General features: G+C 63.4%; 21 protein-coding genes and 1 pseudogene. 14 read left to right on the plus strand and 8 right to left on the minus strand.

The genetic code is table 11. From position 1 onward, the window contains the following. Nucleotides 1-9: 9 nt before the first annotated feature. Entirely contained in the window at nucleotides 10-504 is a 495-nt protein-coding gene (locus FXV83_RS17895; protein ID WP_148740717.1) for a hypothetical protein, read from the minus strand. Between the two features lie 338 nt (nucleotides 505-842). Here FXV83_RS17895 and FXV83_RS42815 point away from each other — a divergent pair, with 338 nt between their 5' ends. After that, nucleotides 843-989: a hypothetical protein gene (locus FXV83_RS42815; RefSeq protein WP_187435981.1), complete on the plus strand. Its 147-nt coding sequence runs from the start codon at nucleotides 843-845 to the stop codon at nucleotides 987-989. A 129-nt stretch (nucleotides 990-1,118) separates the two neighbouring features. On the opposite strand, the gene FXV83_RS17900 is transcribed toward FXV83_RS42815, so the two are convergent. Both FXV83_RS17900 and hydA read right to left on the minus strand, forming a co-directional pair. Continuing rightward, nucleotides 1,119-2,738, minus strand: a complete 1,620-nt coding sequence (locus FXV83_RS17900; protein WP_148740718.1) for an ABC transporter substrate-binding protein — start codon at nucleotides 2,736-2,738, stop codon at nucleotides 1,119-1,121. A gap of 115 nt (nucleotides 2,739-2,853) precedes the next feature. Beyond that, nucleotides 2,854-4,308: a dihydropyrimidinase gene (gene hydA / locus FXV83_RS17905; RefSeq protein WP_148740719.1), complete on the minus strand. Its 1,455-nt coding sequence runs from the start codon at nucleotides 4,306-4,308 to the stop codon at nucleotides 2,854-2,856. 147 nt (nucleotides 4,309-4,455) lie between these two features. Between hydA and FXV83_RS42820 the strand changes: the two are divergent. Then, nucleotides 4,456-4,569: pseudogene (locus tag FXV83_RS42820) on the plus strand (amidohydrolase family protein); the annotation flags it as partial. A 231-nt stretch (nucleotides 4,570-4,800) separates the two neighbouring features. After that, nucleotides 4,801-5,007, plus strand: a complete 207-nt coding sequence (locus FXV83_RS17915; RefSeq protein ID WP_148740720.1) for a hypothetical protein — start codon at nucleotides 4,801-4,803, stop codon at nucleotides 5,005-5,007. Between the two features lie 10 nt (nucleotides 5,008-5,017). Here the strand turns inward: FXV83_RS17915 and FXV83_RS17920 are convergent, their stop codons facing one another. Beyond that, on the minus strand, nucleotides 5,018-5,863 hold the full coding sequence (locus FXV83_RS17920; protein WP_148740721.1) for an SDR family NAD(P)-dependent oxidoreductase: 846 nt from the start codon (nucleotides 5,861-5,863) through the stop codon (nucleotides 5,018-5,020). Nucleotides 5,864-6,053: 190 nt separating this feature from the next. Here FXV83_RS17920 and FXV83_RS17925 point away from each other — a divergent pair, with 190 nt between their 5' ends. The 4 genes from FXV83_RS17925 to FXV83_RS17940 all read left to right on the plus strand — a co-directional run bounded on the left by FXV83_RS17925 (nucleotide 6,054) and on the right by FXV83_RS17940 (nucleotide 11,294). Continuing rightward, entirely contained in the window at nucleotides 6,054-7,550 is a 1,497-nt protein-coding gene (locus FXV83_RS17925; protein ID WP_148740722.1) for an aldehyde dehydrogenase family protein, read from the plus strand. Between the two features lie 117 nt (nucleotides 7,551-7,667). Continuing rightward, on the plus strand, nucleotides 7,668-8,795 hold the full coding sequence (locus FXV83_RS17930; protein ID WP_148740723.1) for an alkene reductase: 1,128 nt from the start codon (nucleotides 7,668-7,670) through the stop codon (nucleotides 8,793-8,795). A 222-nt stretch (nucleotides 8,796-9,017) separates the two neighbouring features. Further along, a complete protein-coding gene (locus FXV83_RS17935) occupies nucleotides 9,018-9,521 on the plus strand; it encodes a GFA family protein (RefSeq protein ID WP_148740724.1) in 504 nt (167 codons plus the stop codon). Between the two features lie 111 nt (nucleotides 9,522-9,632). Then, entirely contained in the window at nucleotides 9,633-11,294 is a 1,662-nt protein-coding gene (locus FXV83_RS17940) for a thiamine pyrophosphate-binding protein (protein ID WP_148740725.1), read from the plus strand. Between the two features lie 106 nt (nucleotides 11,295-11,400). Here the strand turns inward: FXV83_RS17940 and FXV83_RS17945 are convergent, their stop codons facing one another. Further along, nucleotides 11,401-12,780, minus strand: a complete 1,380-nt coding sequence (locus FXV83_RS17945; protein WP_148740726.1) for an LLM class flavin-dependent oxidoreductase — start codon at nucleotides 12,778-12,780, stop codon at nucleotides 11,401-11,403. Nucleotides 12,781-13,023: 243 nt separating this feature from the next. On the opposite strand from FXV83_RS17945, the gene FXV83_RS17950 reads away from it, so the two are divergent. The 6 genes from FXV83_RS17950 to FXV83_RS17975 all read left to right on the plus strand — a co-directional run bounded on the left by FXV83_RS17950 (nucleotide 13,024) and on the right by FXV83_RS17975 (nucleotide 18,923). Continuing rightward, complete coding sequence (locus FXV83_RS17950) at nucleotides 13,024-14,409, plus strand: M20 family metallopeptidase (protein ID WP_148740727.1); 1,386 nt, start codon at nucleotides 13,024-13,026, stop codon at nucleotides 14,407-14,409. An 86-nt stretch (nucleotides 14,410-14,495) separates the two neighbouring features. Next, complete coding sequence (locus tag FXV83_RS17955; protein WP_148740728.1) at nucleotides 14,496-15,407, plus strand: amino acid ABC transporter substrate-binding protein; 912 nt, start codon at nucleotides 14,496-14,498, stop codon at nucleotides 15,405-15,407. 112 nt (nucleotides 15,408-15,519) lie between these two features. Beyond that, on the plus strand, nucleotides 15,520-16,251 hold the full coding sequence (locus FXV83_RS17960) for an amino acid ABC transporter permease (RefSeq protein WP_148740729.1): 732 nt from the start codon (nucleotides 15,520-15,522) through the stop codon (nucleotides 16,249-16,251). A gap of 4 nt (nucleotides 16,252-16,255) precedes the next feature. Beyond that, entirely contained in the window at nucleotides 16,256-16,948 is a 693-nt protein-coding gene (locus tag FXV83_RS17965) for an amino acid ABC transporter permease (protein WP_148740730.1), read from the plus strand. 191 nt (nucleotides 16,949-17,139) lie between these two features. Then, entirely contained in the window at nucleotides 17,140-17,871 is a 732-nt protein-coding gene (locus FXV83_RS17970) for an amino acid ABC transporter ATP-binding protein (RefSeq protein ID WP_148740731.1), read from the plus strand. A 191-nt stretch (nucleotides 17,872-18,062) separates the two neighbouring features. Continuing rightward, on the plus strand, nucleotides 18,063-18,923 hold the full coding sequence (locus FXV83_RS17975) for a D-amino-acid transaminase (protein WP_187435982.1): 861 nt from the start codon (nucleotides 18,063-18,065) through the stop codon (nucleotides 18,921-18,923). Nucleotides 18,924-19,128: 205 nt separating this feature from the next. Here FXV83_RS17975 and FXV83_RS17980 read toward each other — a convergent pair whose 3' ends face one another. The 3 genes from FXV83_RS17980 to FXV83_RS17990 all read right to left on the minus strand — a co-directional run bounded on the left by FXV83_RS17980 (nucleotide 19,129) and on the right by FXV83_RS17990 (nucleotide 22,541). Then, entirely contained in the window at nucleotides 19,129-19,590 is a 462-nt protein-coding gene (locus FXV83_RS17980; RefSeq protein ID WP_148740733.1) for a carboxymuconolactone decarboxylase family protein, read from the minus strand. Between the two features lie 29 nt (nucleotides 19,591-19,619). Further along, nucleotides 19,620-21,239: an MDR family MFS transporter gene (locus tag FXV83_RS17985; protein WP_148740734.1), complete on the minus strand. Its 1,620-nt coding sequence runs from the start codon at nucleotides 21,237-21,239 to the stop codon at nucleotides 19,620-19,622. Between the two features lie 120 nt (nucleotides 21,240-21,359). Then, complete coding sequence (locus tag FXV83_RS17990; protein ID WP_148740735.1) at nucleotides 21,360-22,541, minus strand: HlyD family secretion protein; 1,182 nt, start codon at nucleotides 22,539-22,541, stop codon at nucleotides 21,360-21,362. Between the two features lie 326 nt (nucleotides 22,542-22,867). On the opposite strand from FXV83_RS17990, the gene FXV83_RS17995 reads away from it, so the two are divergent. Further along, nucleotides 22,868-23,776 (plus strand): LysR family transcriptional regulator, encoded by a 909-nt coding sequence (locus FXV83_RS17995; protein WP_148740736.1) that lies wholly within the window; start codon nucleotides 22,868-22,870, stop codon nucleotides 23,774-23,776. Nucleotides 23,777-23,819: the final 43 nt, after the last annotated feature.

Here is a 23,819-nt window from a genome sequence, read left to right on the forward strand (position 1 = left end):
AAGACCGGCTCAATTCCCCGGCTGGAACGTGCAATCCGCCCCGTTGCCGTCCTTCCGGCGGATGGCGTTGGGGTCGATCGTGCAGCTCAGCATCGTCAGGCTCTCAAAATTCGATCCCGCCGCGCCGTCGGGCGGAATGCCGGCGAGCGCCTCGGTCGCGAAGATCTCGTTGGCCGTGGAGCCGTTCACGGTTTTGACCTTCTTGCCGAAGGTGATCTCGCAGTTGCGCAAGGTGATGTCGACATTGCCGGTGCGGCAGACGATCCTGTCCGCGGTGAGCACGATCGTCTTCTTGTGGGGAACGTCGCTGTTGGCGGCGAACAGCATCGCCACCGCCCTCTTCTCGGCGCCCGACAGGTCAGGCGACAGCGGCGCGATCACGCCCGCGAGCGCCAGCGCCGTGGCGCCCGAGATTTTTCCGGGTGTGGCGCCGGAGGCAGCCGCCAGATGATGTGCGTTGGTGAGGACGAGCGCGCAGGTGAGGATCAATCGGCCGGCTCTCATGCTTGCCTCCCTGGACCTGCAGTTTTGGCTTCCCTCCTGCGGCGGGATGCGTGGAACCAGTCTAGCATGCAACGCGAAATGGAAGGCAAGTTCGCCGGGCCCTGCGCTTTTGCGCGGCGCGGCTGTTTTGGCCCGAGGTGTCAAACGGTTACGCAGCACGGCCGAGCTTTCCGCCGGCCAGGCCGTTCTACTGTGCATGGGGTTGTTTTCGCGCTTTTTGTTTGGGCCGACCTCTCACGCCGGCTTCATCGTCCGGAAGGCCTCGCATTTCCGTGATGGAACCTAACGGCGGCTGGTGCGACTTACATATGACGCGGGGAGAGACGTGCGAGGCTGTCATGGCAGAGCATTGGAAGCATACCGCCGATCCAGCCGAGATCATGCGGGCAAATGGTCACCCTGAACTGGAGTATGCCGCGGGCTGGACCATCGCTGGCCTGGTCACCATCGGCACCATCCTCGCCGCCTGGGTGTTTGCGATCTAGGCTAGTGGGAATCGGAGCTCGAACGCCGCGCCCTCGTCGGTCGGCGTGAGCCTGATCGAGCCGCCATGTCGCTGGCCCCGGTCGATTCGGATCGTGCGCCTTGCACTCGAAGCGAATCGTCAATCAGCACTAGCCCTTCGCAAACTGGCGATAGTCCGGCTCACGGTGAAACCAGAATTCGTAACCGGACACGCCCTTCTGCATGGCAACGTCGTGGATCGGCTGGTTGAGCGGAATGACCGGAACGTCCCGCATGCACAAGGCGATGAAATCCTTCACAGCCTTTTCGTACTCCGTTGCATCCGTAGTGAAGCGCGCCTTGTCGATCAGCGCGTCCATGGCTTTGTTCTGGTAGGAGGAGATGTTGAAGATCGAGTTGTTGCCATGAAAATTCCAGTAGAAATAGTACTCGGGATAGTCGAGCCAGCCGCTGAAGCGGTTGAGCGCGAGCGGCAGCTCCTTCTTGTTGAGCGTCGTACGCCAGTTCGCGCCGGGAATTTTCTCGATCGACGCCTTGATGCCGATCTTGGCGAGACTTTCCTGGATCAGGATCGCGGTCGGCTCGCCGACGGTCGCTGTACCCGTGTCGAGCGACAAGGTCGTCTCCAGGCCGGACTCGAATCCTGCCTCCTTCATCAACGCCTTGGCCTTGTCGAGATCTGTGACGTAGGGAAACGGCTGCGGCCACACCGGCTTTGAGACATCCGTAGATCCGCCGTACATCGGAACGGCGCGCGCGAAGAACGCGCTGGCCTGGATCTGCTCGTAAGGCATCGCCCAGGCGATGGCCTGGCGCAGCTTGATATTGTCGAACGGCGGCTTTGCAGTGTTGAGGGCGACGTACCAGAGCGCATTGGGAATCGGCACGCCCGATACCTTGACCTTTCCCTCCTTGATGATCTGCTCGAAATCCCGCGGCGCAAACCCGCTGGAGAGATCGGCGTCACCGCGCTCGAGCATCGCGCGGCGGGTGCCCGCAGACGGGACATCGCGCGCGATCACCCGCTTGATCTTCGGTAGTGGTCCGCTTTTCCAGTCGTCGAACCGCGTCAGCACGGTCTCGCTGCCCGGCTTCCAGCTTTCGATCCTGTAAGCTCCGCCGCCGGCTTCGTTGTTCTTGAGCCACGCCAGCGCCCAAGGGTCTTCCGGCGTCGCGTTCTTCCTGGCGAGTTCGGAGTTGATGACGAAGGGCACGACGACCGCCACGTTGAACAGCAGCATCTTGTCCTTGCGCACATAGTCGATGCGAAAGGTGTGGTCGTCGACGACCACGAACTGCTCGGGCTTCTCGAGTGATCCCGCCGACATCTGGAAGGTCGGAAAGCCGCCGACCTTCACGGCGCGGTCGAACGACCATTTGACGTCCTTCGCCGTCACCGGGCTTCCGTCGTGGAATTTCGCGTCCTTGCGCAGCTTGAAAGTGCAGGACATGCCGTCAGCGGCGACTTCCCAGCTCTCAGCCAGTTCAGGCGCGAGTATCGCGCGATCGTATGAGGGCGTGCCGTCGGACAGCGTTTTGGAAGCGTAGGTCAGCAGGCGATCGTAGCAGTTCCAGGACAGGCCGTTCACGGTCTGGTTGGAGCCGACGCCCTGCATGTCGAGCGAGTTTGGTCCGAGCTCCTGCACCACCAGCAGCGTCTCGCTGCGCCCCTGCGCCCGGGCGGGGGGACCGACCGCCGTCATTCCGGCGATACCCAGACCGCCGAACACGACGCTGCGGCGACTGATATCGAAAGGTGGTGTGCTCATAGGTGCCTCCTGCCGAAAGTTATTCGACATCGAGAGGCAAGGCGTGTGCCAGCGGCACAGGCTTTGGAGTCGAACCCTTGGCAGAACACGAGGCGGATTGCAGGCCGTCTGCGGGTCAGGGCGTGACCGCGCCGCGGACCACGGCACGCGGTGCCGTCAGCTCTTTCCACGTGGAGTTGGCGACATGCACCGGCGAGAACGCGGGGCGCTCGATGTAGCGGCCGTCGCCGGCCTCGGCGCGCAACTCGCCGTTCTTCCACACGATGCGGCCGCGCGAGATTGTCGCGGCCGGCCCGCCCGTGCAGGAAAAGCCCTCGAACACGTTGTAATCGATCCGGCTCGCCTGCCGCTTCGCGCTGATGGTCTTTGTCGCCTTGGGATCCCACACCACGACATCGGCATCCGAGCCCACCGCGATTGCACCCTTGCGCGGATAGATGTTGAGTATGCGGGCGATGTTCGCCGAGGTCACCGCGACGAACTCTTCCTTTGTCAACCGCCCGGTGGCGACGCCTGCGGTCCACAGCAGCGCCAAGCGATCTTCCAGGCCGCCGGTGCCGTTCGGGATCTTTCTGAAGTCGCCGAGCCCGAACCGCTTCTGCTCGGTGGTGAACGCGCAATGGTCGGTTGCGACCACCTGGAGCGAGCCGGATTGCAGGCCGGCCCACAGGCTGTCCTGATGCGATTTGTCGCGGAACGGCGGCGACATCACCCGCTGCGCGGAGTGATCCCAATCCCTGTTCTCGTATTCGCGGGCATCGAGCAGCAGATGCTGGATCAGCGGCTCGCCATAGACACGCTTGCCGGCGGCGCGCGCCCGCGCGATCGCCTCATGGGCTTCGCGGCAGCTGGTGTGCACGATGTAGACCGGCGTACCCGTCATGTCCGCGATCATGATGGCGCGGTTGGTGGCTTCACCCTCGACCTCCGGTGGACGCGAATAGGCGTGTCCCTCGGGGCCGGTGACGCCGCGCGCGATCAGCGCCTCCTGCATCAAGGCGACAACGTCGCCGTTTTCCGCATGCACCACCGGCATCGCACCAAGATGAGCGCAGCGCGCGAACGAGTTATAGAGCTCGTCATCGTTCACCATCAACGCGCCCTTGTAGGCCATGAAGTGCTTGAAGGTGTTGATGCCGTAGGTTTTGACCACGATCTCCATCTCGTCATAGATCTGCTTCGACCACGACGTCACCGCCATGTGGAAGCCGTAGTCGGAGGCCGCCTTCTCGGATTTGTGCCGCCATTCCTGATAGGCCGCGAGCATCGACTGGCCCGGATCGGGCAAGCAGAAATCCACCACCATGGTGGTGCCGCCGCTCAGCGCCGCCTTTGTCCCCGACTCGAAATTGTCGGCGGTGACCGTCCCCATGAACGGCATTTCGAGATGCGTATGCGGATCGATCCCGCCGGGGATGATGTAGGTGCCGCCGGCATCGATGATCTCCGTGCCCGTGGGCGCCTCGATCGATGCGCCGACCGCGACGATGCTATCGCCGTCGATCAGCACGTCGGCGCGGCGCGAATGATCATGATTGACGACAGTGCCGCCGCGGATGAGGAGAGGCATGAGGGGACTCCGGGGAGTAGGATGTTAGAAGCTAGGCGCCGGACGCACGTTACAACAGGCGAAAATTTAGTCAGCGTCTGAGGTGTTCGTGAGCGTGCGGAGCTGGCGGCGCAACCCGTGTTGCAGATGCGAAGGCGCATCCAAGGCCAGATCAATATCTCGCCGCGCGCCGACAAGCCACGCGGCCGCCGCCGCTACCGGCCGATCTACGAACGCGCCGAGGCACTCGTCCTGCCGCTCGGCATTCATTTGAGCGGCTATGACATGCGCATCGGCCAGTCCTGGTTCGATCCGAAACGGGTCAAGATCCGCTCTTACCTAGTCGCGGTCGAGCGAGGCGAGGAACTAGGGCAAGGCCTATATGTCGCCGCGACTCTTCCGGTGCATGTCGAGGGACAGCTACGCGATTGTCGAGGTCTGAACACGCGTTTCGGATTGTGATTTCGACGCAGGTGCGATAAGGCTCGCCCCCATTCATGGCGGAGATCAGCTTTGTCCAAACAATCCCTGCGAGAGGAGGCCGAGCGCCTGATCCGCGAATCGATGGAAAAGAAGACCGTCGTCGTCAAGCAGGGCGATACCCGCATCGAGGCGGTCTGCGGCAAGTGCGGCGCGCCGAACCGGGTGCAGGCGCCGAAGGGCCAGACTCGCGTCAAGTTCGCCTGCAAGCAATGCGCGCACCAGCAGGAAACGCTGTAAGGCACGGCGTCTAGCTCCCTTTCACGAACTTCGCGAACGCCTCCGCATAATCCGGGTGCCAGCGCGACAGCGGCGGACGGTTCTCGATGATGTCGCCCGCGGCCCACAGCATGCGCTTTTCGTCGAGCGCGCGCGGCACGTCGTTGTCCGGGCACAGGATGTAGAAGTCGCCGGCTTCCAGCCGCGCGATCATAAAGTCGACGGTCTGCTCCGGCGTCCAGGCGCCGGCCGGCTTTTCGGTGCGCCCCTTCGCAGTCAAACCGGTGAACACGAAGCCGGGGATGAGCAGGTGCGCGCTGATGCGGCAGTCCTTCGTGTGGCGCAGCTCATGCTGGAGCGCCTCAGTGAACGCCTTCACACCGGCCTTGGAGACGTTGTAGGCGGGGTCGCCCGGCGGCGTGGTGATGCCCTGTTTCGAGCCCGTGTTGATGACGAGGCCGGCTCTGCCGCGCGCGATCATGCTCGTTGCGAAGATGCGCGAGCCGTTGATGACGCCCCACATGTTGACGCCGATGATGCGCTGCCAGTTGTCGCGCTCTCCGAACAGCGTGCTGCCGGGCTGGATGCCGGCATTGTTCATGAGAACGTCCGTGCCGCCAAAACGCTCGCGCACGGCGCGCTCCAGCTCCGCGACGCTCTCGGCCTTGCTGACATCGACTGCGAACGTCATCACATTTGTGGCAGGTGCGACGGATGACAGTTTTGTTGCGGCTTCTGCCAGTCTGCCCTGGTCGACGTCGGCGATACACACCTTCATGCCGGCACGCGCGAAGGCCATGGCGGCGGCAAGGCCAATGCCGGAGGCGCCACCGGTGATCACGGCGACATTGTCTTTGATGATGGCGGGGTGTGGCATGGATCTTCTCCGGCGAAGAGTGTTGCTCTCGCTCGAGCTATAACATGGCTGGCGCGCGACCCCGCACAAGTCAGCATGGGAGGTCTTCGTTTCGCGCCGACTTTACGCCTATCCGGCACCGCTGTATCTTACGTGATCTAACGATCCCGCCAAGATCGAACCAAACAAATCCTCACCAGGGAGTGCAGCCATGGCTGTGTCGCAAGCTATTCCGATCACGCGCCATCCCTTCGCCAACGGGTCCTACAAGCAGATGCTGATCGACGGGGAGTGGGTCGATGCCGCTTCCGGCAAGCGTTTTGCGACCCACAATCCCGCCACCGGTGAGTTGCTTGCAACCGTTGCCGAGGGCGACAAGGAAGATATCGATCGTGCGGTCGCCGCCGCGCGCCGCGCCTTCGAAGGTCCCTGGGGCAAGGTCAAGCCGTTCGAGCGGCAGAACCTGCTGCTCAAGCTCGCCGATCTCGTCGAGAAGAACTTCGACGAATTGTCGCAGCTCGATACCCTCGACATGGGCGCGCCGGTCAGCCGCACCCGCGCCTACCGCCTGCGCGCCATCGGCATGCTGCGCTACTATGCGGGGCAGAGCACGGCCATTCACGGCGAGACGGTCGAGAACTCGCTGCCTGGCGAAATCTTTTCCTACACGCTGAAGGAACCGGTCGGTGTCGTCGGTGCCATCATTCCCTGGAACGGTCCGCTCACCGCGACGATCTGGAAGATCGGTCCGGCGATCGCGACCGGCTGCACCGTGGTGCTCAAGCCTGCGGAAGAAGCGCCACTGACCGCGCTGCGCATCGCCGAGCTCGCGATGGAAGCGGGCGTGCCGCCCGGTGTGATCAATGTGGTTCCCGGCTATGGCGAGACCGCGGGTGCGGCGCTTGCCTCGCATCACGACGTCGACAAGGTCGCCTTCACCGGCTCGCATGTCACGGGCCAGTCGATCATCCGCGCCTCGGCCGGAAATCTCAAGCGCGTCTCGCTCGAGCTCGGCGGCAAGTCGCCGGACATCGTGTTTGCCGATGCCGATCTCGATGCCGCGGTGCCGGGCGCCGCGATGGCGGTGTTCGCCAATTCGGGGCAGATCTGCAGCGCGGGCACCCGGCTGTTTGTCGAGGAGTCGATCTACGAGGAGTTCGTCGGCCGCGTCGCCGAGTTCGGCAAGAAGCTGCAGGTCGGCAACGGGCTCGATCCCAACACTCAGATCGGACCGCTGGTGTCCGAGCAGCAGCTCGAACGCGTCACCGGCTATCTCGACATCGGCCAGAAGGAAGGCGCGAAGGCGCTCGCCGGCGGCGGCCGCGTCACGGAAGGCGCCTTGTCAAAGGGCTTCTTCGTCTCGCCGACGGTGTTTGCCAATGTCCAGGACAACATGCGCATCGCGCAGGAGGAGATATTCGGTCCGGTCATCTCCGCGATCGCGTTCAAGGATATGGACGAGCTGGTCAAGCGCGCCAACGCCACGACGTTCGGCCTCGGCTCCGGCCTGTGGACGCGCGACGTCAGCAAGGCGCATGCCGTCGCGAAACGCTTGCGAGCCGGCTCGGTGTGGGTCAATTGCTACCAGGCGATGGACCCGGCCATGCCGTTCGGCGGCTACAAGATGAGCGGCTACGGCCGCGAGTCCGGCAAGCAGCACGTCGAGGAGTATCTCAACGTGAAGGCTGTCTGGATCAAGACGGGCTAGTGCCTATTCCCTCCCGCGTTCCGCGAAAGGGAATAATGCTTTTGCGGGGCGGCGCCTTTTTCCGGTGACCGCCCCTCGCTATATGATCCGCATCCTTCCACAGCATTTGGGGCCTTCATGAAATTCCCGGCGTTGTTCAAACCGTTGCAGGTCGGTCCGTACAGGCTTGCTCATCGTGTCGCGATGGCGCCGCTCACCCGGATGCGGGCCGAGCGCGAGAGCTTTTCGCCGCGGCCGCTGAATGCCGAATATTATAGTCAGCGCGCGACGCAAGGCGGCCTGCTCATTGCTGAAGCGTCTCCCGTGCTATCGCATGGCCGCGGCAACCCGGCCACGCCCGGCATCTATTCCGAGGCGCAGATTGCGGGCTGGCGCAAGGTCGTCGATGCCGTGCATGCCAAGGGCGGCATCATCTTCCTCCAGCTCTGGCACGTCGGTCGCGTCTCGCACTCCTCCTTTCACGGTGGGGCGCTGCCGGTTTCGGCCTCGGCCATCCCGATCAGGGCCGAGGGCATGAAGGCGATGACGGCCGACGGCAGGATCTCCGATTACGAGACGCCGCGCGCGCTGGAGACCGAAGAGGTCAAGGACATCGTCGAGGCGTTCCGGCAGGCTGCGAAGAATGCGCTTGCCGCCGGCTTCGATGGCGTCGAGATCCACGGCGCCAACGGCTATCTGCTCGAGCAGTTCTTGCAGTCGCGCAGCAACCAGCGCACCGATCAATATGGCGGTTCGATCGAGAACCGCGCGCGGCTTTTGCTGGAGGTGACGCAAGCCGCGGTCGACGTCTGGGGCGCGGGCCGCGTCGGTGTGAGGCTGTCGCCTCATGGCATTGCCAATGACTCCGGCGAGGCCGATCCAATGCCGCTCTACACCCACGTGGTGAAGGCGTTCGACAAGCTCGCTCTCGCCTATCTGCATTTCATCGAGCCGCGATCCAGCGGTTCTGGCCGCGCCGAGGTCAACTGGCAGAACGTGCCGTCGGCGATGGTGCTGTTCCGCCCGCTCTACAGCGGCGTGCTGATGACCGCCGGCGGCTTCACCGGCGAGACCGCGAATGCGGCGATCGCCGACGGCCATGCCGATATCATCGCCTTCGGCCGCATCTTCATCTCCAACCCGGATTTGCCGAGCCGCCTTCGGCACGGCTATCTGATCACGCCGTACAACCGGGCGACGTTCTATGGCGGCGAGGACAAAGGGTACACGGATTATCCGGTGTATGACGAGCTGACGCCGGCCTGACGTTGCTGTAGCCCGGATGGAGCGTAAGCGAAATCCGGGTTTTGCCCCGCGATCGACATCCCCGAATTACGCTTCGCTCCATCCGGGCTACGGAGCTACATTGCTGTCCCGACCGCCACCACAAATTCCGTCATTGCGAGCGCAGCGAAGCAATCCAGGATCTTTCCAAAGAGGCAGTCTGGATTGCTTCGCTTCGCTCGCAATGACGATGAGGAAGCAATCATGGCCAAAGCCGCAGCTGCCGTAGGAACCGCCACCGGCCAATGTCTCTGCGGCAAGATTACCTTCGAAATCGATGTCCCCGCGCGCTGGGCCTGGCATGATCATTCGGCCGCGAGTCGCCGCGCCCACGGCGCGGCTTATGCGACCTATGTCGGCAGCTGGAAGAAGCGCTTTCGGATCATTTCGGGAAAGACCGCGCTGACCCGCTACGAGGACAAGGCGACCAAGACAGCGCGCAGCTTCTGCTCCCATTGCGGCACGCCGATCGCCTATGAACGGCCGCGCGGGCCGCACATGGTCAACATCCCCCGCGCGTTGTTCAACGAGCGCACCGGCCGCCAGCCGCTCTATCACATCGCCATCGAGGAGCTCCAGGAATGGGCTTATACCGGCGAGCCGCTGGTCCCGCTGAAGGGCTTCCCCGGTGTGGTCTGGCAGCGCTCGAAAAGGAAGAAGCGTGCCGGCGGCGAGGATCCGTTCGAGCTGGGCCGCGAGGAGATGTGACGGCGCGCGCTCGCGCAACGCAGCCATGATCGCACTCCATTGCGCGCATCCTCCGACTTCGGTCATCATGCTCCGCGGCTTGCGGCAATGCCCGCAAGGCCTGGAGGAAACATGAAGAACAAGATCACCGGCCGCTCCGCCTTTCTCGCGCTACTCAAGGACGAGGGCATCACGCATCTGTTCGGCAATCCCGGCACCACTGAATTGCCGATCATGCATGCGCTGAAGGATCATCCCGACCTCACCTATGTGATGGCGATGCAGGAGAGCCTGGTGGTCGCGATCGCGGATGGCTATAGCCGCGCCTCCGGCAAGCTGGTCGCCTGCAATGTCCATGTCGCGCCCGGCCTTGGGAATGCGATGGGCTCGCTCTACAATGCGCAGTTCACGGGCACGCCGATGATCTTGACTGCGGGCCAGCAGGAGCAGGGCCACGGCCTGATGGAGCCGGTGCTGTACGGCCCGCTGGTACGGATCGCCGAGCCGCTGGTGAAATGGGCGGTCGAAGTGACGCGGCTGGAGGATCTGCCGCGCATCGTGCGCCGCGCCGCAAAAGTCGCGACCACGCCGCCGACCGGGCCGGTGTTCATTTCGCTGCCGGGTGACATCCTCAACAGCGAGGCCGGCATCGATCTTGGCCGCTCCACCCGGATCGATGCGCGCACAAAGCCGTCCGACGAGGCGCTGAAGGCCTTTGCTGCGCGCCTGCTCAAGGCCGAACGTCCGGTGATCGTCACTATGGACGAGGTGGTCAAGAGCGATGCGTTGAAGGAGGCCGCCGAACTCGCTGAGCTATTGGGCGCGGCCGCCTATCAGTCCGCGACGCCCTATGGCTCGCACTTCCTCTCGGAGAATCCGAGCTTCGTGGGCACGCTGGCGCGGGTGCAGAGGGTCGCGCGCGATACGCTCGCACGCTATGATCTGCTGATCGCGCTCGGCGGTGATCCCCTGCGGATGTCGGTCTATAGCGAGGTCGATGCGCTGCCGGACGGCCTCGGCATCGTGCAGGTCGGCCTGGTGGATTGGGAGATCGCCAAGAACTACGGTGCGGAGATCGCGCTGAAGGCGGACCTGAAGGAAACCCTGCAGGCGCTGATGCCCGTGCTGAAGGAGATGGGCGGCGCGGCGCTGGCGGAGCGCGCGAAGCAACGTCTCGCCGAGCTTGCTCCGAAGAACTGGACCGCGCGGCGCGCCGCCCTGGTCGAGCAGATCGGCAGGACTGCGGAGCGTAGCCCCATCGATCCGGACTGGCTAGTGTTGCAAATGGTCCAGGCCATGCCCGACAACGCCATCCTCGTCGATGAAGGCCTCACCTCCAGCCGCCAGATCACGGCGCTTCGTGCGCACCGCGACCGCTTCGGCTATCACGGGCTGGCATCGGGCGGCATCGGCTGGGGTCTGCCGGCCTCTGTCGGCGCCAGCATTGCCAACCCGGATCGCCCCGTGGTGTGCTTCTCCGGCGACGGCAGCGCAATGTATTCGATCCAGTCGCTATGGACGGCAGCGCATCACAAGCTGCCGCTCAACGTCGTCATCGCCAACAACGGCGGCTATCGCATCATCAAGCAGCGCCTGCTCGCCTTCCATGGCGACGACAATTACGTCGGCATGGACTTTGTCGATCCGCCAGTTGATTTCGCAGGGATCGCGAAGGCGCTCGGCTGCGAGGCGATCAAGCTGAGCGATCCCCGTGAGCTGAAGGCGACGCTGTCGTCCGCGTTCAACCGTCCCGGGACGAAGCTGATCGAGGTGATGGTGGACGGAAAGATGTAGGACACAGCCGCCGTCATTGCGAGCGAAAGCGAAGCAATCCAGACTGCCACCGCGGAAAGACTCCGGATTGCTTCGCTTCGTTCGCAATGACGAGGAGGCGGCAGTTCTATCCCGTCTTCCCCACCCGATACCCTGCAGCAGGATGTGGCGCGCCCAGCCTTGCGCGGCCCGCGCCGAACAACTTCTCCCGCAGAGTGCCGTTCGCATACTCCGGCTTGTAGCGCCCACGGCGGGTCAGCTCGGGCACCAGCATATCGGCGATATCCTCGAAGTCGCCCGGCGAGATCGCGAATGCGACGTTGAGACCGTCGACGTCGGTCGCTTCGAACCATGTTTCGATCTTGTCCGCGACTGTCTCCGGCGTGCCGACCACGACGGGACCGGCGCCGCCGACGCCGACATGCTCGATGACGTCGCGCACGGTCCAGATGCGGTCGGGATCGGCGCGGGTGACATTGTCCATCGCGCTGCGGCCGGCGTCGTTCTGGACGTGGCGTACCTGCTGGTCGAGGTCGTAGCCGGAGAAGTCGACGCCGGTCCATCCCGACATCAGCGCCAGCGCGCCTTCGGGGCTGATGTGGCGGCGATAGTCGGCATACTTTTCCCTCGCCTCTGCCTCCGTCCGCCCGAGGATGATCGTCATCATCGAGAACATCAGGATTTCCGCCGGATTGCGGCCGGCTGCGGCAGCCTCCTGACGGATGGCGGAGACGCGCGGCGCGATCACTTTGGCTGATGGTCCCGACATGAACACGCATTCGGCGTGGCGCGCCGCAAACTGCCTTCCCCGCGGCGAGGTGCCCGCCTGGTACAGCACCGGTGTGCGCTGCGGCGACGGCTCGCTGAGGTGGATGGTGTTGTTGATGCGGTAGTTCGCGCCCTCATGGTTGACGCGATGAACCTTCGTGGGATCGGTAAAGATACCGCGCTTGCGATCCCGCAGCACCGCATCGTCCTCCCAGCTCCCTTCCCAGAGCTTATAGACGACCTCCATATACTCGTCCGCAATGTCGTAGCGGTCGTCGTGCCCGGCCTGCTTGTCCTTGCCGGCGCCGCGCGCGGCGCTGTCGAGATAGCCCGTGACGACGTTCCAGCCGATCCGCCCCTCGGTGAGATGATCCAGCGTCGACATCCGCCGCGCGAACGGATAGGGCGGCTCGAAGGACAGATTGCTGGTGACGCCGAAGCCGAGATTTTGCGTCACCGCCGCCATCGCCGAGAGCAGCAGCAGCGGCTCGTTCGACGGCGTCTGCGCTGCGTTGCGCAAGGCTGCGTCAGGGCTGTTGCCATAGACGTCGTAGACCCCGAGCACGTCGGCCAGGAACAACCCGTCGAAACGGCCGCGCTCCAGCGTTTTGGCGAGATCGATCCAGTAGGGCAGGCGGTTATAGTCGGCAGTACGGTCGCGCGGGTGGGTCCACAGGCCCGGTGATTGGTGTGCGACGCAATTCATCGCAAATGCGTTGAGCCTGATCACTTTGGCCATGCTGGTCCCTCGGCGCCCTGTACCGGGCACTCTTCGAATGATAGATGTGCGCCCGAACTTGGCGAAGTTCTTGCATATAGCCGGACCTTGGCAAGGCCAAAATCAGCAGCGCGGCTGCCCTTGGCAAGCCAATCTCAAGAGAGCAAGAACGAAATCCCAAGAACTATCCGGTCCCCGCCACTTTCGAAGCCCCACCCGTCTCGGGTATGCTCCTTTCGTGTCACAATCCTGAAAAAGCAAGTAATGACCAGAGCCGACGCTATCGCCCGCGCCCGTGAGGATTTCAAATCCGGCGCGTTCCTCGCCGAACTCGACCGCCGCGTCGCCTTCCGGACCGAAAGCCAGAACCCCTCGCGCAGCTCCGAGCTGCGCGCCTATCTGGAACAGGAGATGCAGCCCGCATTCGCGGCGCTGGATTTCGAAAGCCGCATGGTCGAATCCCCGAGCGGCAAGGCGCCGTTCCTGTTCGCCGAGCATCGCGAGAGCGAGACGGCGCCGACGGTTCTGATCTACGGCCATGGCGACGTCGTCGACGGTATGGAAGGCGAGTGGCGCGACGGCCGCGATCCCTGGCGCACCACGGTTTCAGGCGCGCGGCTCTACGGCCGCGGCACCGCGGACAACAAGGGCCAGCACAGCATCAACATGGCGGCGCTCCGCGCGGTGCGCGACGCCCGCGGCGGCAAGCTCGGCTTCAACGCCAAATTCATCGTCGAGATGGGCGAGGAGATCGGTTCGCCCGATCTCGGCAAGGTCTGCGATCTCAATCGCGACGCATTGAAGGCCGACCTGTTCATGGCCTCCGACGGGCCGCGCCTGTCCGCGGACCGGCCGACCCTGTTTCTCGGCTGCCGCGGCGGCATCCGCATCCATCTCGACGTCAACCTTCGCGATGGCGGGCACCACTCCGGCAATTGGGGCGGTGTGCTTGCCAACCCCGCGACCATTCTGGTCAACGCGATTGCCACGCTGGTCGACGGCCACGGCCGCCTTCAACTCGATGCGCTGAAGCCGCCGCGCCTCACCAACCAGATCCGCAGCTATCTCGCGGACGTGCAGGTCATGCCGACCGAGGACGAGCCGGCGCTGGCGGAGAACTGGGGCGAAGAAGGGTTGTCGGCGGCCGAGCGGCTCTACGCCTGGAATACGCTCGAAGTGCTGGCGATGTCGTCCGGCAATATCGAGAAGCCCGCCAACGCCATTCCCGGCCATGCCAATGCCGTGCTGCAACTGCGTTTCGTGGTCGGCACCAGGATCGACGGCCTGATCGAGGCCATTCGCGCGCATCTGGCCGCAAAGGGCTTTCCGATGGTCGAGGTGCGGGCGGCGCAGAGCTTTGCCGCCTCGCGCACCGATTTTGGCAGCCCCTGGATCAATTGGGCGGCGGATTCGGTGCGCGAGACCACCGGCAAGACACCGGCGGTGCTGCCGAATTTCGGCGGCTCGCTGCCCAATGACGTGTTTTCCGAGATTCTTGGCCTGCCGACGATCTGGGTGCCGCACTCTTATCCCGGCTGCTCCCAGCATGCGCCCAATGAGCACATCCTGCTGCCTTTGACCGAAGAGGCCTTGACGGTAATGGCTGGCCTGTTCTGGGATCTCGGCGAATTGCCGCGCCCGTTAACCTGAGCTGCGATCCCGCCGAAAGTCACATTCTAATCTTGGCCGATTTGTGCTTGCATCCGGCCGCATCATCCTGAAAGGGGAAGAAAAAAGTGAAACATTTCCGTACCATCGGCATCGCGCTGGCCGCGACCTTTGCCGTCAGCCAGGCCGGGGCCCAGGAGCTGACTGGCACGCTGAAGAATATCAAGGACACCGGCGCGATTACGCTCGGCTTCCGCGACTCCTCGATTCCGTTCTCTTATCTCGACGACAACCAGAAGCCCATCGGGTTCGCGATGGACATCTGCTACAAGATCGTCGACGCCGTGAAGAAGGAGCTCAAGCTCGACAAGCTCGAGGTCAAGCTCAACCCGGTGACTTCGGCTACCCGCATCCCGCTGATGGCCAACGGCACCATCGACCTCGAATGCGGCTCCACCACCAACAATGCCGAGCGGCAGAAGCAGGTCGCTTTCACCAACACCCACTACCTGACCGCCAGCCGCTACGTGTTCAAGAAGTCGAGCGGCCTCAAGTCGATCGACGATCTCAAGGGCAAGACGGTGGTCTCGACCGCCGGCACCACCAACATCAAGCAGCTCACCGAAGCCAACGTTGCGAAAGGCCTCGGCGCCAACATCATCCCGGCCAAGGACCACGCCGAAGCCTTCCTGATGGTCGAGACCGACCGCGCGGTGGCCTTCGTGATGGACGACATCCTGCTTGCGAGCCTCGTTGCCGGCTCGAAGTCGCCGGACGACTACGTCATCTCCAAGGATGCGTTCTCCAAGCCGGAGCCTTACGGCATCATGCTGCGCAAGGATGACGCGCCGTTCAAGAAGGTGGTCGATGCGGCGACCGCGGCGCTCTACACCTCCGGCGAGGGCGAGAAGATCTACAACAAGTGGTTCACGCAGAAGATCCCGCCGAAGGGTCTGAACCTCAACACCCCGATCTCGGCCGAGCTGAAGCACGAGTTCGCCAAGCCGACCGACTCGCCGAACCCGGACGACTACAAGTAAACCTCGACCCTGGAGGTCAAGACCATGTCCGGCCATTCTTGACAGGAGAGTGGCCGGACATTTGCATAGACGTTAGCGATAGGTGTGATTGACGCGTTCGCGCGGGGGACTCGTGAGCTACCACTGGAACTGGGGAATCTTTTTCGAGCCGAACCCGATGGGTACCGGCACCTATCTCGACATGCTGTTGTCGGGACTGGTGCTGACGCTCAAGACGGCGGCGCTCGCCTGGGTCATCGCGCTGATCTTCGGTTCGGTCGTCGGTGTCATGCGCACGCTGCCGTCGAAGGCCGCCACCTGGTTCGGCTTCTGCTGGGTCGAGTTCTTCCGCAACATGCCGCTCCTGGTGCAACTCTTCCTGTGGTACTTCGTGCTGCCGGAATTGTTGCCGCGGTCTGCCGGCCTGTGGTTGAAGCAATTGCCGAACGCACCGTTCTGGACCGCTGCGATCGGCGTCGGCTTCTTCATGTCGGCCCGCGTCGCGATACAGTTGCAGGCCGGCATCGGCTCGCTGCCGCGCGGGCAGAGGATGGCGGCGACCGCGCTCGGTCTCACCACGGTGCAGGGCTATCGCTACGTGCTGCTGCCGATGGCGTTCCGCATCATCCTGCCGCCACTGACCTCCGAGTTCCTCAACACCATCAAGAACACGGCCGTCGCCATCACCATCGGCCTGGTCGAGCTGACCGGACAGGCGCGCTCGATGCAGGAATTCTCATTCCAGGTGTTCGAGGCCTTCACGGCCGCGACCATCCTTTATCTCCTCGTCAACGCCGTTGTCGTGACCGCGATGCGCTTCCTCGAGCGCTACGTCGCGATCCCCGGCTACATCACGGGGAAATAGCGCGATGTTCGCCAATCTCGATTTCGACGTCATCCGCCGCGCGCTGCCCTATCTGTTCTACGAGGGCATGACCTTCACGCTGACCCTGACCGGGCTCGCAGCCCTCGGCGGCCTGATCTTCGGTACGGCGATCGCCTTGATGCGGCTCTCCGGCTTCAAGATCCTGGGCCGCATCGCCGGAGTCTATGTCGACTTCATGCGCTCGCTGCCGCTGGTGCTGGTCATCTTCTGGTTCTACTTCCTGGTGCCCTATATCGGGCAGTGGCTGACCGGCGCTTCGCGCCCCATCAGCGTCGGTGCGTTCGCATCCTCGCTCATCACCTTCATCATGTTCGAGGCGGCCTATTTCTCCGAGATCATGCGCGCCGGGATCCAGTCGATCTCGCGCGGACAGCCGGCCGCGGCGAACGCGCTCGGGCTGACCTATGCCCAGACCATGCGCTACGTCGTTCTGCCGCAGGCGTTTCGCAACATGCTGCCGGTGCTGATCACACAGACCATCGTGCTGTTCCAGGACACATCACTGGTCTACGTGCTTTCGATCACGGATTTCCTGGGGGCGGCGAGCAAGGTCGCGCAGCGCGACGGCCGTCTGGTCGAAATGTATCTGTTCGCCGCCGTCGTCTATTTCACCATCTCCTCAATTGCGTCCTTCGGCGTCCGGCGCCTCCAGGCGCGCATCGCCATCATTCGATAGGTGGAATTTGGATTTGAGATCTGGAAGCGGGCTCCTCTTCACCTCTCCTTTAGGGAGAGGTCGGATCGCGGCAGCGATCCGGGTGAGGGGTTTCGCTCCAACGACAGACCTGAACCCCTCACCCGGCGCGATGCGCCGACCTCTCCCCTTGGGAGAGGTGAACCGAGTTTGCCGAGGCGCGAGAGAAGCACATGATCGAAATCAGCCACGTCAACAAATGGTATAGCCCGACCTTTCAGGTGCTGACCGACTGCACCACCAGTGTCAACAAGGGTGAGGTCGTGGTGGTCTGCGGTCCGTCGGGCTCGGGCAAGTCGACGCTGATCAAATGCGTCAACGCGCTGGAGCCCTTCCAGAGCGGCGATATCAGCGTCGATGGCACCAAGGTCAACGATCCCAAGACTGACTTGCCGAAACTGCGCTCACGCGTCGGCATGGTGTTCCAGCATTTTGAGCTGTTTCCCCATCTCAAGATCATTGAAAACCTCTGCCTTGCCCAGCAGAAGGTGCTGGGCCGGTCGCACGACAAGGCGGTGGCGAAAGGCATGCAACTGCTCGATCGCGTAGGACTGAATGAGCAGGCACAAAAATTTCCGGCGCAGCTCTCCGGCGGCCAGCAGCAGCGAGTCGCGATCGCCCGCGCGCTGGCCATGGATCCGATCGTGATGCTATTCGACGAGCCGACCTCGGCGCTCGACCCCGAGATGGTCAGCGAGGTGCTCGACGTCATGGTCGATCTCGCACGCGAAGGCATGACGATGATGGTCGTCACCCATGAGATGGGCTTTGCCCGCAAGGTCGCCAACCGCGTGATCTTCATGGACCGTGGCGAGATCGTCGAGGACGCGCCGAAGGACGATTTCTTCGGAAAGACGCGCAGCGACCGCGCGCAGAAGTTCCTGTCGAAGATTCTCTCTCACTAACTTCGTCGTCATTCCGGGACGCGCCGTTTGGCGCGGGCCCGGAATCCATCGGGCTGCAGTACACGAGGTGAAATGGATCCCGGGCTCATTCGCTGCGCGAATGCCCCGGAATGACGAATCGTGGGGTGCTCGGCACCTCTAATTGGCGTATAAGCGCGCCGAATTCCCCCTTGCCCGCCAGGAGACCTGCCTTGGACTCGATCGCCTACGTCAACGGCTCATTCGTCCCGCTCTCAGAGGCCAAAGTCTCGGTGCTCGATCGCGGCTTCCTGTTCGCGGACGGCATCTACGAGGTTTCGGCCGTGCTCGACGGCAAGCTGGTCGACAATGCCTCGCATCTGGCGCGGCTGGAGCGCTCGGTCGGCGAGATCAAGCTGAAGCTGCCGGCGACAGTCGAGCGCATCACCGAGATCCAGAAGGAACTGATCGCGCGCAACAAGGTCGCGAATGGCCTCGTCTATCTCCAGGTGACGCGCGGTGCCGACAAAGGCCGCGACTTCGCCTTCCCCAAGGGCGACGTCAGGTCGAGCCTGGTGATGTTCACCTCCGAAAAGGACATCATCAACGCGGCGTCGGCGAAGACCGGCATTAACGTGATCACCGTGCCCGATATCCGCTGGGAACGGCGCGACATCAAGAGCGTGGCGCTGCTGGCGCAGGTGCTGGCGAAGCAGGCAGCAGCCGAAGCCGGTGCCGGTGAAGCCTGGATGCTGGAGGACGGGTATGTCACCGAGGGCGGTTCGTCCTCGGCGTTCATCCTGACCAAGGACGACGTCATCGTGACCCGCAAGAACTCCAACGCGATCCTGCCGGGTTGCACCCGCAAGGCCGTGGTGGCCTTGGCCGAAGAGCGACAGCTCCGCGTCGAGGAGCGTTCCTTCACGGTCGCCGAAGCACTCGCCGCCAAAGAAGCGTTCGCCACCTCGGCCTCGCTGTTCGTGCAGCCGGTGGTCGCGATCGACGGCAAGAAGGTCGGCGACGGCAAGCCGGGCCCGATGGCGACGCGGCTGCGCGAGATCTATGTGGAGTTCGCCAAGGCGACAGCGGTTTGAGAAGCCGGCGTTGCGGACGGCGAGTGATGCGATAACGTCACCGCATACTCCGCCGTCATCGTCCGGCTTGGCCGGGCGATCCAGTACGCCGCGGCGGTTGTTCCGATTCTCGCTATCTCTGGAATACTGGATGCCCCGCTTTCGCGGGGCATGACAGTTGCAAGTGTGGTAGCAGCGTTGCCTTCCTCACGCCGATCAACGCCCCTCACGCCACCGACGCCTTCACCTTCACCGGGTGAATCGCCCGGAACGAGATCGCCAGCCTGTTCCAGGCGTTGATGGTCGCGATCAGCATGGTCAGGTTCACCGTCTCCTCCTCGGAGAACTGCGCGCGGAGCTGCGCATAGACGTCGTCGGGCGCGTGCGTCTCCGCGATCAGCGTCACCGACTCGGTCCAGGCCAGTGCGGCCCGCTCGCGGTCGGTGTAGAGCGGGGATTCGCGCCAGGCGTTGAGCAGATAGATGCGTTGCTCGCTCTCGCCGCGCTTGCGGGCGTCTTCGGTGTGCATGTTGATGCAGAAGGCGCAGCCGTTGATCTGCGACGCGCGGATCTTGACGAGCTCGATCAGCGATTTCTCGAGTCCCGTCGACTGGATATGCGTCTCCAATGCGTTCAACGCTTTGATGGTGTCCGGGGCTGCCTGGTAGAAGTTCATGCGGGGCTTCATGGTCGTTCTCCTTGCCTGCTGGGTTGATGTCAGTGTGCTCCCCCGGCCGAGACATGGCCGGGCTTCTTCAGGAACAGGGCGGCGATCAGGGCCACGATCAGCGCCACGCCGAGCAGATAGAAGGTGTCGCTGAAGGCCTGGATATAGGCCTGCTTCTGCACGATATGGCCGATTGCGACATAGGCACGATGCGCCGCATCAGAACGGTCCAGGATGCCGTGATCGACGAAATACTGCGTGAGTTGCTCCAGCCGCGTGCGGGTGGCCTGCTCGAACACCGAGACCGACTGCATCAGCACGTTGGAATGATACTGCTCGCGCTTGGTGAGTACGGTCTGCAACAGCGCGATGCCGACGGCGCCGCCGAGATTGCGCATCATGTTGAACAGGCCGGAGGCCGAGCCCGCGTTCTCCGGCTCGATACCGGCGGTCGCCACCGCCGATAGCGGCGCCATCACCAGCGCCTGGCCGATCGCGCGGACCACGTTCGGCCAGAGCAGCTGGTCGGCGGCATAATTGCTGGTCATGTAAATGTTCATGAAGTTGGACGCAGCGAACAGCACGAAGCCGATGCCAATGATGATCCGTGCATCAAACCGCTGCATCAGACGCGGCACCAGCGGGATCAGCGCCAGCTGCGGCAAACCGGTCCACGCCAGCACCATGCCGATCTGCTCCGCATTATAACCCTGAATGCGCGACAGATATTGCGGCAGGATGAACACTGAACCATACAAAGCGACGCCGAGCAGGAAGTTCGCGAGCATGCCGAAACCGAAATTGCGGCGGACCAGCAGGCGCAGGTTCAACAGCGGTTTCTTTACCGTGAGCTCGATGATCAGGAAAACGGTCAGCGCGACGCCCGCGATCACCGACAGCTTGACGATAAAGAGCGAGCCGAACCAGTCGTCCTTGTTGCCTTCCTCGAGCACGGTCTGGAGCGCGGACAGGCCGATTGCCATGGTGGCGATGCCGGCCCAGTCGCCCTCGCGCAGCAGCGAGAGCTTCATCGGCTTGGCATCCAGCGAGTACCAAAGCATGCCGACCATGATCCCGCCGGGCACGAGGTTCACATAGAAGATGTACTGCCAGCCGAAATTCTCGGTGAGATAGCCGCCGATGGTCGGGCCGATCGCGGGGGCAAATGTCGCGGACAATGCAAACAGCGCTAGGCCCGCCGGCTGTTTTCCGCGCGGCAGTAGTGTGATGATGAGCGTGAACGCCATCGGGATCAGGACGCCGCCGGTAAAACCTTGCACCGCGCGGAGCACGATCATCTGCGGCAGATCCTGCGCCAGCGCGCAGGCCGCCGACAGGATCAGGAACAGGACCGCATTGGTGAGGAGATAGATGCGGATCGAGAACACCTGCGCGAGCCAGCCGGACAGCGGGATCACCACGATCTCGGCGATCAGATAGGAGGTCGAGATCCAGCCGCCATCGTCGATGCCGGCGCCGATGGCGCCCTGGATGTCGGCGAGCGAGGCGTTGACGATCTGGATGTTCAGCACCGCCATGAACGCGCCGAGCGTGGCGCCGATCACGGCGATCCAGGTCCTCGCGGAAACAGCCGGCGCCGCGGGTGCCGCGGCCGGGGCGGGGATGCTGGGGGTGGAAGCGGCGCTGAGGGTCGGCTGGAGCGTGCTCATGGAAGCCTCGTCTCGGTTACGGAGACAGGATGCGTTAGACGGATGGTTTCGATAATCGACGAAGTTCTGGGAGGGTCATCCAGCAGGACTTGATAACCCCCCGCCGGGATCCTCTCGGCGTTAGCCGCCGTTTGGCCGCGCAGTGTTCTCGGCAACTCGCTTGGCGATCTCGCGCTCAGCCAACACGGCCTGCTTAGTGTCGACGGTTGGCACCGCCGACATACCCGGTCGCAGCAGGCCGGTCAGGCTGTGGTCGTCGAGCAGGATCTTCACGGGCACACGCTGCACAATCTTGGTGAAATTGCCGGTGGCATTGTCCGGCGGCAGCAGCGCGAATTCGAGCCCGCTCGCCGGCGACAGGCTGTCGACGTGGCCGCGCAGGGTCCGGCTGTGGAAGCTGTCGACATGCAGCTCGACCGGCTGGCCTGGGCGTACATGGGTCAGCTGCGTCTCCTTGAAGTTCGCGACCACATAGACCGCATCGAGCGGCACCACCGCCATCAATTGTGTGCCGGCCTGCACGAATTGCCCGACGCGGAGCGAACGGGCGCCGATGGTGCCGTCGACCGGCGCGGTGATCTCGGTATAGGACAGGTTCAGCTGCGCCTGGTCTGCGACCGCGCGGGCGCGTGCGAGCTGGGCTATGGCCTGGGCGCGCTGGGTGGTGAGCACGTCGACCTTGCGCTGCGCGGCCACCAAGCCCGATTTGGCATGCTGAAATTGCGCGTTGCTGGCGCGGAGCGCCGCATCGGTCTGTTGTGCGCGCTGGATCGTGCCGGAGCCCGACTTCATGAGATCGTCGTAGCGGGCGCGCTCTTCCTGCGCGAATTTCAGATTGGCGTCGGCTGCTGCGACGTCGGCGGTGCATTGCTCGATGACCGGCTGTTGCAGCTCGAGCTGGGCATCGAGGTTGCGCGCCGAAGCTTCCGCAGCGGCGACGTCGGCGCGGGCCTGGTCGAGCGCCGCCTTGAAGTCGCGATCGCCGATCTTCGCCAGCGCCTGACCTGCCCTGACCTTCTCGTTGTCGCCGACCAGCACCTTTGCGATGTAGCCGGACACCTTGGGCGCGATGATCGTGGAATCGGCCTTCACATAGGCGTCATCGGTTGTCTCGAGGTAGCGGCCGCTCGTCCAGTAGTCGTGGCCGAAATAGGCGACCGTTGCCGTGCCGGCGAGGAACGCCAGCACCAGGGCCAAGCGGCGGACCACGTTCCGGGCCGGGACAGGCGTCGTCCCCTTGGAGTAATCATCAATGATTTCAGCTGCTTGCTGGAAGTTCTCGGTGCGGGGCATCTCGGACATGTCAGTCTCCTGTCGGCTTCCCGGGAATATCGGTCTTTCTGGTTCGCGCGATAATCGGCGAAACATCGGAAGGACTATCCATCAGGAGTGGATAACCGGGGCCTCGGTCTAGCAAGCCAGGCGCGCGATTGCCCCAGAGCGATTGCCGCATTTGCCGAGCGATTGCTGCTAACGCATCCCGATGCAGCCGACTTCGAGGACGAAGCGCTCTGGAGAGACTGATGGCGGCAATCGACGAGCATGCAGTGTAGTAGCGTGAACTATCCGATAGATAATCGGCGCGAAATCCTTGCGATTATCGATCAAACGCGGATAATCCGGCAGCCATGGATCGATTGACCAGCCTCGAAGTGTTCAGCCGGGTGGTTGAGTCCGCCGGCTTCTCCGCAGCAGCCCGCAAGCTCAACATGTCGACCACCATGGTGAGCAACCACGTTCAGGCGCTGGAAGACCGGCTCGGGGTGAGGCTGCTTCACCGCACCACGCGCAAGGTCAACGTCACCGAGATCGGCAAGGCCTATTACGATCGCTGCGTCCAGATACTGGCCGATATCGAGCAGGCCGACGACATCGCCGGCGCGCTGCAATCGACGCCGCGCGGCACGTTGCGGATCCACACCGCCACCCACATGGTGCCGTTCGTTGCGCCTGTGATGGCCGAATTCCTCGCGACCTATCCCGAGGTCAAGGTCGACCTGCGCATGGGGGAGACCAATGTCGATATGATCGAGGAGGGTTTCGATCTCGCGCTGCGCATGACCGCGCCGGCGGATTCTAGCCTGATCGTGCGGAGCCTTGCGACCTGGCGGCACGTGCTGTGCTGCTCTCACGCCTATATCGAGGCGCATGGGCGCGTGCAGAAGCTCGAGGACCTCACTGAACATAATTGCGTCCGCCACGTGAACTACCCATTCGACGAATGGCGCTTCTTCGATCGCAAGGGTTCGCAGGCCTCGGTGCGCGTGTCGGGCAATCTGATCACGAACAGCGGCGAAGCGCTGCGCGAGGCTGCGTTGCAGGGCGCCGGCATAAGCCTCGCGGCTGGATTTCTGGTGCGCGACGATCTCGATGCCGGTCGGCTGGTGCGCCTCTTGCCGGAATATCGTCCGGTCGAGATGTCGATGAATGCGGTCTATCCGCACCGCCATCATCTGTCGGCGAAGGTCAGAACCTTCATCGACATGCTCGTGCAGCACAGCGCCGAGCAGCAGAAGCTGATCAATCCGTATTCGTAGCGGACGGCGCGGCGCCGGCAAGATTGTAGCAACCATTAAAGCA

The sequence above is a fragment of the Bradyrhizobium hipponense genome, from assembly GCF_008123965.1.
In the GTDB taxonomy this organism is placed as follows: domain Bacteria; phylum Pseudomonadota; class Alphaproteobacteria; order Rhizobiales; family Xanthobacteraceae; genus Bradyrhizobium; species Bradyrhizobium hipponense.